13 protein-coding genes are annotated in these 14782 nt (G+C 61.7%); 8 read left to right on the plus strand and 5 right to left on the minus strand.

Annotation, left to right across the window (positions count from 1 at the left end):
- Positions 1-75: 75 nt before the first annotated feature.
- On the minus strand, positions 76-2367 hold the full coding sequence (locus ACZ881_RS14810) for a SulP family inorganic anion transporter (protein ID WP_476116547.1): 2292 nt from the start codon (positions 2365-2367) through the stop codon (positions 76-78).
- Positions 2368-2853: 486 nt separating this feature from the next.
- Between ACZ881_RS14810 and ACZ881_RS14815 the strand changes: the two genes are divergently transcribed.
- The 4 genes from ACZ881_RS14815 (at position 2854) to ACZ881_RS14830 (ending at position 8136) form a co-directional block, all read left to right on the plus strand.
- Positions 2854-4797, plus strand: coding sequence for an FG-GAP-like repeat-containing protein (locus ACZ881_RS14815; RefSeq protein WP_476116549.1), 1944 nt, complete (start codon positions 2854-2856; stop codon positions 4795-4797).
- 104 nt (positions 4798-4901) lie between these two features.
- Positions 4902-6017, plus strand: coding sequence for an acyl-CoA dehydrogenase family protein (locus tag ACZ881_RS14820; protein ID WP_476116551.1), 1116 nt, complete (start codon positions 4902-4904; stop codon positions 6015-6017).
- On the plus strand, positions 6011-7375 hold the full coding sequence (locus tag ACZ881_RS14825) for a PIG-L family deacetylase (RefSeq protein WP_476116554.1): 1365 nt from the start codon (positions 6011-6013) through the stop codon (positions 7373-7375). The genes ACZ881_RS14820 and ACZ881_RS14825 overlap by 7 nt, the downstream gene beginning before the upstream one ends.
- Positions 7376-7377: 2 nt before the next feature.
- Positions 7378-8136, plus strand: a complete 759-nt coding sequence (locus tag ACZ881_RS14830) for a glycosyltransferase family 2 protein (RefSeq protein ID WP_476116555.1) — start codon at positions 7378-7380, stop codon at positions 8134-8136.
- Positions 8137-8147: 11 nt separating this feature from the next.
- Here ACZ881_RS14830 and ACZ881_RS14835 read toward each other — a convergent pair whose 3' ends face one another.
- The 4 genes from ACZ881_RS14835 to ACZ881_RS14850 all read right to left on the minus strand — a co-directional run bounded on the left by ACZ881_RS14835 (position 8148) and on the right by ACZ881_RS14850 (position 10611).
- On the minus strand, positions 8148-8726 hold the full coding sequence (locus tag ACZ881_RS14835; RefSeq protein WP_179017633.1) for an adenylate kinase: 579 nt from the start codon (positions 8724-8726) through the stop codon (positions 8148-8150).
- Between the two features lie 101 nt (positions 8727-8827).
- Positions 8828-9325, minus strand: a complete 498-nt coding sequence (locus tag ACZ881_RS14840) for an SRPBCC family protein (RefSeq protein WP_179017634.1) — start codon at positions 9323-9325, stop codon at positions 8828-8830.
- Complete coding sequence (locus ACZ881_RS14845) at positions 9322-9684, minus strand: ArsR/SmtB family transcription factor (protein ID WP_476116558.1); 363 nt, start codon at positions 9682-9684, stop codon at positions 9322-9324. The genes ACZ881_RS14840 and ACZ881_RS14845 overlap by 4 nt, the downstream gene beginning before the upstream one ends.
- Positions 9685-9732: 48 nt before the next feature.
- Positions 9733-10611 carry a MurR/RpiR family transcriptional regulator gene (locus tag ACZ881_RS14850; protein WP_476116561.1) on the minus strand — a complete coding sequence of 293 codons (879 nt, stop codon included), beginning with the start codon at positions 10609-10611 and terminating at the stop codon, positions 9733-9735.
- Between the two features lie 108 nt (positions 10612-10719).
- On the opposite strand from ACZ881_RS14850, the gene ACZ881_RS14855 reads away from it, so the two are divergent.
- From ACZ881_RS14855 to ACZ881_RS14870, 4 genes are all read left to right on the plus strand, one after another.
- On the plus strand, positions 10720-12108 hold the full coding sequence (locus ACZ881_RS14855; protein WP_178994163.1) for an MFS transporter: 1389 nt from the start codon (positions 10720-10722) through the stop codon (positions 12106-12108).
- Positions 12109-12113: 5 nt separating this feature from the next.
- Entirely contained in the window at positions 12114-12599 is a 486-nt protein-coding gene (locus ACZ881_RS14860; protein ID WP_476117024.1) for a GAF domain-containing protein, read from the plus strand.
- A 1-nt stretch (position 12600) separates the two neighbouring features.
- The gene (locus ACZ881_RS14865) at positions 12601-13833 is read left to right on the plus strand and encodes a metal-dependent hydrolase family protein (protein WP_476116563.1); all 1233 of its coding nucleotides are present in this window, start codon (positions 12601-12603) and stop codon (positions 13831-13833) included.
- A 198-nt stretch (positions 13834-14031) separates the two neighbouring features.
- Complete coding sequence (locus ACZ881_RS14870; RefSeq protein ID WP_091470323.1) at positions 14032-14754, plus strand: SRPBCC family protein; 723 nt, start codon at positions 14032-14034, stop codon at positions 14752-14754.
- The last annotated feature ends 28 nt before the right edge of the window (positions 14755-14782 follow it).

Here is a 14782-nt window from a genome sequence, read left to right on the forward strand (position 1 = left end):
GCTAGGGGCGTGTCGGGGCTGAATGCAGCTCAATGTGGGTGGTGGCGGCCCGGGTCCGGCGGCCCGAATGAGGAGCTACGCGCGGACCGCCATGCTCGGATCCAGTTGCTCGATGCCTTCCGGCGTCACCAAGACAACGCGCGCCGTGCAAATGTCGTAGAACAAACCAGTGGCCTGCACCCGACCGGAAGCCAGGGCCGGGCCGGTGACCGGGTGTTGTTCCAGCTTCCGGAGTTGGAGGGCAACGTTCACCATGCTCAGCTGATCGAGGCGGCTGTAGCCCTCAGTGGAAGCAGCCAGAGCCACCGGGTGACCGGCCAGCAGGGCAGAGTAGCTCGGCCGTGCATGCTCCAGCCACTCATCGAAACCGTCGCCCATGTCAGGCGAAGCACCCTCAGCATCGGCAATGACAGCCTTCATCGCGCCGCAGTTGGAGTGGCCGCAGACCACGATCGAGTCCACGGCCAAGCCCTTCACGGCGAAGGACAGTGCCGAGTCGATCGAAGCATCGCTGCCGTCGTTGCACACTACGTTGCCGATGTTCCGAAGCGTGAGGAGGTCGCCCGGTCCGCTGCTGGTGATCAGGTTGGGGTTCACCCGGGAGTCCACACATGCAACGAACAGGGTGTCGGGGTTCTGACCGTCGGTGAGGTCCTGAACCAACGGGCGGACCTTCTCTGCGTGCCGCCGGTGATACTTATCGATGCCAAGGCAGATGGACCGCAGCGGCGGCTGCCCGCCGTCGTCGTCATCATCTACCTGGTTGGCCCGCGCAGAAAGCGGCTGCCAGGAAGTACGGGGCGGCAGCGGGAATTCGCGCGGGTCCTGGCGCTGTGGCGTGTTGTCCTCGGCGTCGCTGAAGGCAGTGGTGCCGTGCTCCTCAAGGATCACGGAGGCGCCGGAATTCCGTTGCTGCTTCTGCCACGCGACCAAGGCTTCGCGGAAGGCGTGATCGAGGTAGTCGGCGTTGAGTTCCACCACGACGTCCTGGCCTTCGGGCACAGAGTGGAGGACGCGGTTGAGCCGGGGCAGCGCGAAGAAGCTGCACGAGCCGGCGATGGTGACGCGCCACGGCAGCGCCTCAGCAGCGGGAGCATGCGCGTGGATCTGCGCCCGGAGCACACGCCAGAGCACGCAGAGAGCAGCAAGCGCGAGGCCGATAATGACGCCTTCGAGCAGGTTGAGGACCACGACGCACACCAGCGTGACGCTGTAGACCAGGAGATCGCCGGTGCGGAGACTGGTCCGGATGTCGGCGACTTTGATGAGTTTCGCACCAATGACCAACAGCAGGCCGGCCAGCACCGACAACGGGATCAGTTGGATAAGGCCGGCAAAGAGTGCAGAAAACACCAGAACCCAGACGCCGTGCAGGATGGCCGATGTGCGGCTTGCGGCACCTGCTTCAACGTTGGTGGCACTGCGGACGATCACGCCCGTCACGGGAAGGCCGCCAAGCATGCCGGAAACGACGTTCGCGGAGCCTTGGCCGACGAGTTCGCGGTTGAGGTTGGTGCGCGAGCCGCCCATTTTGTCCACGGCAACGGCTGACAGGAGCGACTCGATGCTCGCGATCAGGGCCACCGTAATGACGGCCATGGCTGCGGCACGCCAGTTCCCGTCGGGCAAGGTGGGAAGTGCGGCTGCGTCGAAGATGGAACCGCTGAAGCTGATACGCTCCACGCTTGGCGCAACCGCGACGGACAGTGCTGTCACCGCGACGACGGCGGCAAGCGGTCCGGGGATTTTCCGCACCGCAGCGGGGAGGAACTTCCACGTCAGCAGCATTGCGACGACGGCCAGACCCAGCAGCGCAGAGTGGAGCTCAACATTGGTGATGGCCGATGGAAGCCCGGTGAGGTTTTCGATAGCTGAGCCCGCGGCCTGACGGCCGAGAAGCACATGAAGTTGCTGGAGGATGATGGTAATCCCAATGCCTGCGAGCATCGCCTTGACCACCACCGGCGACACCGCCAGCGCCGCCCGGCCAATGCGGCTGACACCCATGAGCAGCTGCACGACGCCGGCAGCAGCGGTGATTGCGCACGTCACCTGCCAGCCGAACTCATCAACCAGACCAGCAACGACGACGGTCAGGCCGGCGGCAGGGCCGCTCACCTGTAGTGGGGAGCCCCCGAGGCTGCCCGCGACGATGCCCCCGACGGCTGCGGCGATGAGGCCTGCCATGACGGGAGCGCCGGAGGCGGCGGCGATGCCCAGGGAAAGAGGAAGGGCGACCAGGAAGACGACGAGGGACGCCGGGAGGTCCGCGCCGAGGTTGTTCAGGAAGGTGGGCTTACGGGCCTTGGTTCCTGGCGGGCTGTGTGAGTCGGCGGGAACGGTGGCGGATTCGTTGGATTGCGGCATGGTTGCTCCTGACTTGGGACTGCTGACCCTTCCAAGCTACGGAACCTGTCACTGTTAATGACAAACAGATGTGACAAGCATGACAAAAGCTGTGAAGATGCGGCTTCATGTTGGGACCAATAGGAACTTTCGTGGGGGTGGAGTGCGTTGGGAGTCCTAAGCTTTGACCGCTTGGATGAAACATTGGGACCCGGATCACATTCGGCGCGCTGCGGGCTGTAAGCTTCGCTGGTTGAAGCGATAGTCGCGAATCGAATTATTGGGGGTTGAGCCTCGGCCGCTCGGGGTATATCCATGTCTTTTGTCGGTGCCGCGGGGAGGCGTCTTGCTGCCGGGCTTCTCGTCTTGCTGACGACGGCGAGCGTCCTCGTAGGAGTGGGAGCCGGGCCGGCGCAGGCGGACATTCTCACGGACAGGATCCCGGCCCCTAACAGCGGTGAGCTGGTATTCAATAGTACAACTGACGATGTTTACGTCGCTCAAGGGATGGGCACGTTTGTAACTAAAGTCAACGTGCGCACCAAGACGGCGAAAACTATTCCAGTCGCCGGCTACCCCCAGTACATGGCAGTAAATGAAAGAACCAACAGGGTCTACGTCGCCCATTCGGGCGTTGGGCTGATCAGTGTCATTAACGGCGCAACCAATGCAACAACAGAAATTGAAACTCCTAAGTCTATAAAATCCATCGTGGTCAACGCGGAGACAAACAAGATTTACGCCTCTCATGCTAACGGCGTGACGATCATTGATGGCGCTACTAATTCGGTCACCACCGCGCCGTTCGCAATCCCCCGTTTCGCCATATCAATGGCCCTGAATACGATTACCAACAAGGTGTACATCACTGGTGGACAGGGGGAACTCGCAGTCCTGGACGGTGCCACCAGCGGATTGACTCACATCGACCTCGGTGACTACGTGGACTCAGTTGTGGTCAACGACTCAACGAACAAGGTCTATATCAGCAGCAAGGCAGCGGACACGATCACCGTCTTGGATGCGACGGACAACACGATCCAAACTGTTCCAGTCGAGACCGGCACCAATCCAAGCATCATGGCAGTAAACCGCCAGACAAACCGCATCTATGCAGTCAGCCATTCCGGAACACACCTCACGATGCTCGATGGTGCAAAAAATACGATCGAATATTTCCCCGTCGGCAAATATAGCTACTTCGCAGATATTGCGGTCAATGAGGCAACCAATAAGGTCTATGCCACCAGCGGAACGAGCAACTATGTCTCCGTCTTCAATGGCTTGACCGGCAGTGAAGGGAAAATTCAGGGCGTTGGCTACCCTAGGGGAATTGCGATTAGCGAAACCAACAATACAGTCTACGTTGCTGACGCCCAGCAAGGGAACGTGACCATCATTGATGGCAATAACGTCAGCCCAATACTAACTTCCGGCACACCCCCGACCAACGGCAGGGTGGGCGATCAATACAAGTTCAGGTTCACGGCGACCGGATCACTTACACCGCAATTCAAAGTCGCAGAGGGCGCGCTTCCTCCAGGCCTGACTTTGGAATCATGGAACCCGGACGGGCATCTCTCTGGTACCCCCACCACGGCAGGAGTCTTTACCTTCCGCATCGCAGCCACAAACACCTACGGGCCTGATGCGGTAAGTTCAGCTTTCACGATCACCGTCAGGCCTAAAGACATCACACACGACTTCAACGGCGATAAGAAGCCGGATGTTCTTTCCCGCGATGGCAGCGGGAATCTGTGGCTGTATCCGGGCCAGGGCACCGGTGGCTGGCTTCCTCGAGTTCATGTGGGCCAGGGCTGGAATGTTATGACGTCCATCGTGGCCCCCGGAGACTTTAATGGTGACGGCAAAGCGGATTTGTTGGCACGGGATGCCAACGGCGCGCTCTGGCTTTACCCCGGTAACGGCGGAGGCGGCTGGTTCGCTCGAGTCCAGGTGGGACAGGGATGGAATTCGATGAGCGCTGTCACGGCAGTCGGGGACCTCGACCTGGACGGAAATGCCGATCTGGTAGCACGGGACGCAACGGGCTATCTCTGGCTCTACCGAGGCAACGGCAAAGGTGGCTGGCTTTCGCCGTCCAGGACCACCAATGGGTGGCAAGTACTGACCACAATAGTGGGGCCCGGAGACTTCTCAAAAGATGGTGTTCCTGATCTTCTGGCCGTAGATGGGCCCGGAACTCTTCATGAGTACGCTGGTTCCCCAATGCCCTACAACGATTTCAATGGCCCTACCCATGTCGGCTTTGGCTGGAACGCCATGACCGCAATCGTGGGTCCGGGCGACTTCAACGGTGACGGCAACGTGGACCTCCTGGCCCGCGACGCCGGAGGCGCACTGTGGCTCTACCCCAGCAACGGCCAAGGCGGCTGGCTCCCCCGCGGGCTGGTCGGGTCCGGCTGGAACGCCATGAACCTGATCATCTAGGACCAAAAACAAAACCAAGCGGACGACGGCGGGAACCTCCGCCGTCGTTCGCTGTACGCCCAACATGGCAAGACCCTAAGGCTCCTTAGAATAGGCTGGGTCTCATGAGCGACTCCAAAGCCCAGCCCGTCCGCATTAGTTCTGAGCCCGCGCAGCTGCAAGCACTGGAACCCGTGCTCAAAAAAGTGCGGGGAGCAGTAGGCGACGTGCCGGCGTTGCTGGCCATCGCGGAGGATATTGGACGGACAGCGCCAAAACCAGGCGAGGGAAGCACCATCAAGCTGTGGGAGCTCCTTGCCTCCGTGACTGCCGTGGATGTCGCTGCGGGACGAGTGCTCGAACCGCACCTCGATGCTCTGGCGATCCTCGCCCAAGCCGGAGCCCATGCCGGAGTCCAGGCTGGAGCCGAAACCCAAGCCGGAGCCGACGGCGAACACGAAGGAACATGGGGAGTCTTCGCAGCGGAAGGCCCCGGAATGAAGCTTGAAGCCAAGAGCAACGCTGAGGGCAACTACGTACTCAACGGATCAAAGCCGTGGTGTTCGCTGGCCGCGCAGCTGGACCATGCCGTGATCACCGCGCACGCTGGAGATAACAGCCGGCGTGCCTTCGCCGTGAATCTGAAGGCCCCGGGAGTTACCTGCGAAACGCCTCAGTGGACCAGCCGCGGCCTGCAGGAAATCCCCAGCGGGACAGTCCATTTTGACCAGGTCGCAGCCCAGCCAGTGGGCCAAGAAGACTGGTATTTCAAGCGTCCCGGCTTCGCATGGGGTGGCATGGGCGTGGCTGCATGCTGGCTGGGTGGCGCCGTCGCGGTGGCGCGTGATTTTGCAACTGCCCTGGCCAAAGCTGCAGACAACGGGCGCGAACCTGATCAGATTGCACTGGCTTCCCTAGGCGAAATTGATCGGATCATCACGTCCGCTACCGGCTATCTTGCAGTCGCTGCAGAACGCATCGACGCCGGCGAGTTGGAGGGCTCGGATCCTGACGGCCCGAGCGCCTGGAGCGAAGCCCTTCGTGTGCGCGGGACTGTTGCCGCCGCCGTCGAGCGTGTTCAAATGCTGGTGTCGCAAAACCTCGGTCCCGGGCCGCTGGCTTTCAACGAGACGTATGGAAAGCGCATGGCGGACCTGTCGCTGTACATCCGGCAGCATCACGCCATGAGGGACGATGCCCAACTGGGCGCACTGGCTCTGAAAGGGGACCGCTGGTGGTAGCTTTCTCGCACACGGACACCGGGACAGTCGAGTCGGAATGGGCAGTCAGCGGAGTTGCAGCCCTGCCGGAACTGCCGCTTGACCAGACCGAACTTGCGGCCACAGCCTTCGTGGTGCTGGCCGCGCACCCGGACGACGAATCTCTTGGCGCCGGAGGCTTCCTGGCCAAACTTCATGCAGCCGGAGCTGCAGTGCAGTTCTTGCTGTGCACTGCAGGCGAAGCGTCGCACCCGGACTCACAAACCACGACGCCGGAACAGCTTGCCGCTGTCAGGCTCACGGAGTTCGACACGGGAGTGTCCGGGCTGGCTCCCAGCGCCACATGGCGGTTTCTGGAACTTCCCGATGGGCAACTTGCGGCCCACACCGAGGTTATCGCCAAAGCCGTCAGGGAAGCCGTCGCGTCCTTCGGCCACGCCGCGGAGAACGTTGTGCTTGTGGCCCCGTACCGTGCTGATGGGCACACGGACCATGACGTTTTGGGCACTGTCGCCGCGGAAGTCGCAACCAAGGACGGTCACGGGCTCCTGGAATATCCCATCTGGTACTGGCTATGGTCAGGACCGGATGACGCAACGTGGGAGTCGTGGGTTCGGGTCCCATTGAACAACCACGAACAGCAAGCCAAGGCCAACGCCATGAGCGCCCACGCCTCGCAAACGCAGCCGCTGTCCAGTAAGCCGGGCGATGAGACGCTACTGTCCCACGGCTTCCTTGAGCATTTCAAGAGGCCGTGGGAAACCTTCGCCTGGCATCCTTCCAAGGCGGGCAGCAACAGTGCTGCAGACGCTGAGCGGATCTTCGACGAGGTCCATGCGAAGGCAGACGATCCGTGGAGTTACACCACCAGCTGGTATGAACGGCGCAAAAGGGCACTGACCTTGGCTGCTCTGCCTGAGGAATCTTATGAATCCGGCCTGGAAATAGGTTGCTCCATTGGCACCCTCAGCGAGGAGCTCGCAAAACGTTGCGGTCAGTTCCTGGCTGTGGACGCCAGCAGTGCTGCACTTGCCCAGGCAACTGAGCGGCTTTCCCAGTTCCCCTCCGCGGAGGCAAGACACCTCACAATGCCCGGCGAGTGGCCCGAGGGTACCTTCGATCTGGTGGTGTTGTCCGAGACGGGCTATTACCTTTCGCCGGATGAGCTCACCGAACTACTGGCAAATATCGAAGCATCCACCCGTCCCGGCGGCACACTGCTCCTGTGCCATTGGCGGCACCCCATCTCCGGATGGGAATTGGATGCGGAGGCGGTCCATGCGATGGCCCGCAACCAACCCGGCTGGTCAACGCACGGACTCTACCGCGAGAAGGATTTCATGCTGGAGGTCCTTCTCGCTCCGGGCAGGACAGGATAACCGTGCCCGGCGGACGCGATATCAAGAGCGTGGGAGTGGTGATGCCTGCGCACAACGAGGAGCAACACATCGGCAAAGCCCTGCTCGCGCTGAAGACGGCCGCTGATTCGTTGGAACAGCAACACCGCGCCATGGAAGCCAAGATCGTTGTGGTGTTGGATAACTGCAGTGACCGTTCGGCTGAGATCACCGCCGCACATGTCTCCAACGATCCTCGCTTCCGCGTGGTCAACGTCAAGCTCCGAAGCACGGGGGCGAGCCGGGATTTTGGTTTCCGCACGGCATTGGAATGCCTGCCAGCGAACGGGCCGGAGGGTATTTGGCTGGCCACCACAGACGCCGATTCCACCGTTCCGCAGCATTGGTTGACACGGCAAGTGGAACTGGCCAGCGCGGGAGCGGACGCCATTCTTGGATCGGTGGAACCCGATCCGGCAGACATGGATCCCGCCATCCATCGTCGTTGGCTGGAACTCCATCCGTTTCGGGAGGATCACCAGCACATTTATGGTGCCAATCTGGGCATCCGTGCCTCGGCCTATCTCACTGCAGGCGGCTTCCCGGCGCTGCGCGCCCACGAGGACCGCGTCCTGGTTGAGCGGCTCCGCCGGCATGGTTTTGCGGTCACCGCCACGGACACCATCCGCGTTTTGACCTCGGGGCGGACGCACGCCCGTGCTCCGGAAGGATTCGCCGCGTATCTGCGCTCCCTTGCAGCTGAGCTGCCCCCTGCCGAGCTTCCGACTGCCGCCAGCGGCTAACCCGCCAGCGGCTATCCCCTCAGCGCTCCCTCCAACGCGGCAATCGCTGCCTTCGTGATCGTTTCCCGTTGCCCGGATCCATCAATACGGAGCAGAATCCCGCGGTGCGCGTAAGCTGTCAGCACCGGTTGCGTCTCGTCCCGGTACAGTTCCAGACGGCGTTGGATCACGGGTTCCGTGTCATCGGCGCGCCCCTCTTCCTGCGCTCGGAGCAACATCCGGGCAATGAGTTCATCATCGGAACCCGTTAGTTCGAGGACCACTTCAAGGGCTTGCTGCCGATCAGCGAGGATCTCGTCCAGCGCACCAATCTGGATGACGGTCCTGGGATAGCCGTCCAGGAGGAAACCGGCCGCGGCATCGGCTTCTTCAAGCCGCACCCTCAGCATGGCCGTGGTGACGTGGTCCGGCACAAACTCGCCGCGATCCATATATCCGCTGGCTTCAGCACCCAACTCTGTCTTCTCGAGGACGTGGGCGCGGAACAGCTCACCAGTAGAAATGGCAGGGATCCCAAAATGCCGCGCGATATGCTCCGCCTGCGTGCCTTTGCCGGAACCCGGAGGGCCCATGATGATCAATCGCGCCATGACACTGGTCCGTTTCGAGAGGCAGCCGGGACTTAACCATACGCCGACGACGACGGGAGGCGCCCGCCGTCGTCGGCATCTTTTTGCTGGTGGTCCAGTCGTCAGGCGTTGGCTGATTCCTTAAGGACGGCGTCGATCTGCTCGGCTGCCTCCCGCATTCCTTCTTCCATGCCCATCTCGACCATCTTCTGCATCTGCTCCTCGGAGTCGAAGGTGGAGGTGATGGTCATGCGTGTGCGGTTGTCCAGGGGCTCGAGCTTCACTGTGGCGTGCGTGATGCCGAGGTCATCCACGGGCGCACCTTGCTCGTCCGCGAAGCCGTCATCGAACTCAAGGTGGTCCGGGGCGTTGATGGCGGTGAATTTCCACCAACCCCGCGCCTTGGTGCCGTCCGGCCCGGTCATGTAGTAGGCGGCCTTCCCGCCAACGGTGAATTCATGCGTCTCAAAAGTCGCCGGCCAGGTGGGCGGTCCCCACCAACGCTCAAGCTGCCGGGGGTCTTCCCAGATCCTCCAGACGCGCTTCACGTCGGCATCGAATTCAGAAACAATGCTGAAGCTCAGGGCCTCAACATCCTTGTTCACGCTGACAACAGTCATGGCAGATCCCTTTCATCATCTTCGGCGAGTATGTCCGCAATCCGGCCGGCGCGTTGCCGCCAGATCATTTCAAGTTGATCCAGCAGATGGCGGGCTTTCTGTAATCCTTCATGGTTCCCCCGCACGATCTGCTCCCTCCCACGCTTTTCCTTGGTGACCAGGGAGGCCCGTTCCAGGACCGCGACATGTTTTTGCACGGCTGCGAAACTCATGGTGTAGAGCGCGGCGAGCCCGGAGACCGAGTACTCCCCCGCCGTCACCCGGGCGACAATGTCCCTGCGCGTCGCATCTGCCAACGCGTGGAACAGGCGGTCGGTTTCGGCGTCCGAGGGGCTTTTCTTGAGCTGATCTACAACCATTTGGTTGTACGATATCGCCGGACGGCGGGCTAAGTCAATGGCCCCGCGTTAGGAACTTGAGCGGGGATGCATGATACGCATCTGATCCCAGGTCCGCTCCGAGGCGGCGATGTTCTGGTTGGAGCGTTCGCGGTCCAAGGAGGCAAGCTCGACGGCGATCGCCTGGACCGCGGCCACCGCACCTGTCAGGGAGGGGAAGAAGCCGGCGCCCTCCGTGGGCACCACAATCCGATGGTCAGCGTGCACCGCCACAGGCGATCCCGCACTGTCGGTGATGGAAACGATGGGCGTGCCCAGATTGTGGGCGATGTCCACAGCCCGCATGGTGCTGTCGTAAACCCGCCAGAGACTGATGGCGATCACCAGGTCCTCTGCACCGAGCCGTGCAATGGCATTGGTGAGAGCAGCGACATCTGCATCGAGGAGCCGGACGTTGTATCCGGCGATGATCGCGTTGTGCTCCAGCGCCTTGCCGGGGATGGCGTAACTTCCTGCCGCGACGATGAAAGTTTGCCGCGCACCCGCTATCGCCTTCGCAATATTATGGAGAGTGCGGGCGTCCAAGGTGCGCTCGAAATGCGCCAGATTCGCCCGGTCAGTAGATACCGCTGCCTGCGCAGGACTGCTGATGTGGCCGTTGTGTTCGGCCGCAACCTCCACTGCGCTCAGCGACGCCAGGAACCGCGAGCGCAGCTCAAATTGAAAGTCCGCCCACCCTTTAAATCCCAGTGTTTGCGCGGTTCTGGTCACGGTTGAGGCGTTCGAGGCGGCCACTGCGGCAATGTCGCTGACGGAGCCGTAGGACGCAAGCCGGGGCTGGGATCGGAGGATGCCGATCACTTGCATTTGCCGCGCCGCGAGCTTTCGCCCCTGGACGCGACTATCCAGCCACTCGGTCAACGTTGACGAGTCGAAATCTTCTTCCACCTATTGACCTACCTCACACTTTGGCCGTAACTTCGATACATCGCTTCTGCACAGACCCGTGCATATTCCTCAAAATGTACAACTTGGCCCACTTTGGCAGGAATCACCATGTCTCTCACAGCACGCTTGGATCGTCTGGCTCTCAGTCGACCACACTACAAGCTTCTCCTCATCGGAGGCCTCGGCTACTCGTTCGACGGTATGGACGGGGCAGTGGTCGCCTTCCTGCTCCCGCGCATCCAGGAACTGTGGGGCCTCAACACCGCCAGCCTCGGCTTGGTGGGCTCGGCGGCCCCGTTCGGTTTCTTCTTCGGCGCAATCCTGGCCGGCTGGATGGGCGACCGCTTTGGCCGTAAAAAGGTCATGCTCTGGGCACTCGCCTTCTACTGCGTCATGTCAGTGGTGGCGGCCATGGCCCCGAACTTTGAAGTCTTCCTCATTGCACGGATCTTTGCAGGTTTGGGAGCAGGTGCTGAAAGTGTGATCATTGCGCCCTTCCTCTCCGAGTTCATTCCTCCGAGGCGTCGCGGCTGGTTCATCGGAACCTTGGCCGGCTTCTTCTCCTTCGGCTTCGTGGGCGCTGCACTCATCGGCCGGTTCGTTGTCCCGCTGGGCGAGGACGGCTGGCGGTGGGCGCAGGTGATCACTGCAATTCCCATCCTGCTCCTTCTCTGGTGGCGCCGCAGCCTGCCGGAATCACCTCGATACCTCATCAGTCGTGGCCGCATAGCTGAGGCCACGGAAGTGGTGGATCGTTTTGAGCAGAGCGTAGTGAAGGCCACCGGCAAACCACTCGCGCCCCTGCCGCCTGCCGAGGAAGAGATCACTAAACACGAGCAGAAGATCAGCATCTGGAACGCCCTCAAGTTCATGTGGTCCAAGGCCATGCGTCGCCGGACCGCCGTGATCTGGTTGATCTGGTTCGTCATCACGTTCTCCTACTACGGCTTCTTCTCCTGGATTCCCACCCTCCTTGTAGGCCGCGGCATCACCATCACCAAGAGCTTCGAGTTCTCCATCCTCATTTATTTGGCGCAGATCCCGGGCTACTTCTCCGCCGCTTGGTTGTGTGACCGGATTGACCGTAAGAACACCATTGCCCTGTACTTGGCGGGATCGGCCATCAGCGCCTTCTGGTTGAGCCAATCCAACGACTCCGGCATGATCCTCGTAGCAGCCGCAACGTTGTCCTTCTTCCTTAACGGAACCTACGCCGGCGTCTACGCATACACTCCGGAGCTCTTCCCCACCTGGATGCGTGCCACAGGTGTCGGCCTGGCCAGCGCGGTAGGCCGTATCGGCAGCATCCTGGCTCCGTCCATCATCGGCATCTTCGCCGCTTCCCTTGGCTTCGGTGGAGTGTTCACCATGACCACGGTGGTACTGACCATCGGCGTGCTGGGCGTCGTGATCTTCGGCGCCTCCACAGCGGGCAAGTCGTTGGAGGACATCAACGCCCGCGCCGAACATGATCCGGCCGCGGCAGGAAGCAAGTGAAAGCGATGAATGCAGACGCAGTTTTCCAGCAAACCTTCGAGGCAGTCCAGCAGGGACCAGGAGTCATTCTGTTCACCGCCCTGCAGTGGATTCCGGAACGGTCCAGCCTCAAACGCCTTTTCACCAGCCACCCGGCCGAATACCCGGTAGGCGGCGAGAAGACCGTAGAGATCTCCCCCGGCTGGTTGGGAACGGTCATTGAGGACAAGGAGCCGTTCCTCGCCCCCGATCTGGAAGCGCTACGGGAAGTCTTTTCAGACTCCGGACTCATCCAGCAACTGGGCTGCGGCGCCGTCATCAACGTGCCCGTCCTCGACCAGCAGCACAATGTTGTGGGCGTCCTGGCCCTGTTGGACGCAGAAGGCAAGTACACGCAGGAAAGTGTGGAAACCGCCGTCGACGTCATCAACGCGAACCGGGCTGAACTGGTTCAGGCCTTTGAAGCGCATCCCACCGAAGCCCCCGAAACCCCTGCGAAGGACACCGTTTAACGTGAGTACCACCCCAGAAACCACCCCGTTGGTCATCCGCAACGCGAGCGTCCTGGACGTCGAGGCGGGCACTTACTCCACTGCCGACGTCGTAAGCGTTGACGGAAAGATCAGCAGCGTCGGGCCGAACGCCGAAATGCCCTCCGGCGCGCGGGTCATCGACGGCACCGGCAAATTTGTTATCCCCGGCCTGATCGATGCCCACGTCCACGTGGTGGCTTCCAGCGCCGACTTCCGTTCACTCACCTACACCCCGGCGTCCTACGTCTACGCGCAGACGGCCCGGATCATGGGACAGATGCTGCGTCGCGGCTTCACGACTGTCCGAGACCTGTCCGGCGCCGATTTTGGGCTGGCGATGGCTCAGGAGGAAGGCCTGCTCGAGGGGCCGAAGATCCACTTCTGCGGTCACGCGCTCAGCCAGACCGGCGGTCACGGCGATATGCGCCTGCCAGGCGAAGACCATGACCCTAACGGACGCGGCTGTTGCGGCATCGGCCGCGTGGCCGACGGCGTGGATGCGGTCCGCGCCGCCGCTCGCGACGAGATCCGCAAAGGCGCCCACCACATCAAGATCATGGCATCCGGTGGCGTCTCTTCTCCCACGGACCGCATCGACTCCACCCAGTACTCCATGGAAGAGATGCGCGCCGCCGTGGAAGAGGCCCAAGCCGCCAACCGCTACGTCGCCGCCCACGCCTACACCGCCCGCGCTATCAACCGCGCCCTGGAAGCAGGTGTCCGCTCGATCGAACACGGCAACCTGTTGGACGACGAGAGCCTCAAGCTATTCCTGGAAAAGGACGCTTTCCTGGTCCCCACCCTTGTCACCTACTGGGCGCTGAAGGAAGAGGGCAAGGAATTCGGGCTCACGGAGGAAATGTGGGCCAAAGTGGATTCCGTACTCACCAGCGGACTGGAAGCGATCGCCCGCGCCCACGAAGCGGGCGTCAAAATGGCCTTCGGTTCCGACCTTCTGGGCGGGATGCACCGACACCAGAACGAGCAGTTCAGGCTGCTCGGCAAGGTCCAGCCGGCAATTGACGCCATCCGCTCCGCAACCACGACGGCGGCCTTGCTGCTTGAGCGCGAAGGTGAACTTGGCGTGATCTCGCCTGGTGCGGACGCCGACATGCTGGTCCTGGGCGCCGACCCTGTTGCGGATATTTCCGTGCTGGCCGACATCTCCGAGCATCTTGAGTACCTCATCCAGAATGGCCGGGTGATCTCCTAGGGCCCGGCCGGGCGCAGTCCCTCCCGACGCTCTCTCACATAACGCGCCATTTCCGCCGACGCTCTCTCACCAGGTGATAGAGCGTTGGGCGGAAGGGGCCGTTATGTGAGAGAGCGTTGGGGCTGACCGGGCCTGTTATTACCCTCCCAAAAGCTCGATAATGTAAGTATGCTGATCAATATCGAGTAGGAGGACATGATGACCACGAAAGTGAACAAGACCATCATGGTCAACGTTCCGGTCAGTACGGCCTACAGGCAGTGGACCAAGTTCGAGGACTTTCCGCACTTCATGGGCGGGGTCGAGCGCGTGACACGGCTCAGCGACGACCGGCTGGAATGGGTGGCCGAAATAGCGGGCGTCCATCGCCGCTGGGAGGCCAAGATCGTTCAGCAGGACGTGGACCGCGCTGTGGCCTGGGCCGCCGTCGAGGGTGCCAAGAATGCCGGCTGGGTTGATTTCAAGGAAGCGGGCCCCAGCCAGACGTCCCTGCATCTGTCCCTGGAATACGAACCGCATGGCGTCCTCGAATTCCTGGGAGACAAGTTGCACATTGTTGAAAGGCAGGCTGAGTCAGACTTGAAGAAGTTCAAGGAGTACATCGAGAAGCAGGCACCGGAGACCGGCGTCGAGACCACGGGGTCAACCACCACGGCCAGCGCCACCGGCACGGCAACGGCGGCAACGGCAGCTACCGGTGCTTCCGGCACGGGGACTTCCGGCACTCCCACCTCGGATTCGCCGCCGATCGTCGATCCCGTCACCCACGTCTTTGACCAAACCAACGGGTTGGTGGACCTTGAGGGCGACTCCGATGAAACCGCTGACAGCGACACCCGCAGTGCCGCCGAACGGCACGACGACGAGGACCGCGGCCCAGGCTTCATCCCGCCGCTAGGTGGGCTGCCGGGACAGCGGTAAGCCCCAAAGAGTAAATGCCGCCCGGGTT

This window comes from Paenarthrobacter sp. TE3676 (genome assembly GCF_056279165.1).

Coding starts and splice junctions, on each gene's coding strand:
- ACZ881_RS14810 (WP_476116547.1), bottom strand. CDS start 2,367: ATGCCGCAATCCAACGAATCCGCCACCGTTCCCGCCGACTCACACAGC.
- ACZ881_RS14815 (WP_476116549.1), top strand. CDS start 2,854: ATGGGCACGTTTGTAACTAAAGTCAACGTGCGCACCAAGACGGCGAAA.
- ACZ881_RS14820 (WP_476116551.1), top strand. CDS start 4,902: ATGAGCGACTCCAAAGCCCAGCCCGTCCGCATTAGTTCTGAGCCCGCG.
- ACZ881_RS14835 (WP_179017633.1), bottom strand. CDS start 8,726: ATGGCGCGATTGATCATCATGGGCCCTCCGGGTTCCGGCAAAGGCACG.
- ACZ881_RS14840 (WP_179017634.1), bottom strand. CDS start 9,325: ATGACTGTTGTCAGCGTGAACAAGGATGTTGAGGCCCTGAGCTTCAGC.
- ACZ881_RS14845 (WP_476116558.1), bottom strand. CDS start 9,684: ATGGTTGTAGATCAGCTCAAGAAAAGCCCCTCGGACGCCGAAACCGAC.
- ACZ881_RS14855 (WP_178994163.1), top strand. CDS start 10,720: ATGTCTCTCACAGCACGCTTGGATCGTCTGGCTCTCAGTCGACCACAC.
- ACZ881_RS14860 (WP_476117024.1), top strand. CDS start 12,114: ATGAATGCAGACGCAGTTTTCCAGCAAACCTTCGAGGCAGTCCAGCAG.
- ACZ881_RS14870 (WP_091470323.1), top strand. CDS start 14,032: ATGACCACGAAAGTGAACAAGACCATCATGGTCAACGTTCCGGTCAGT.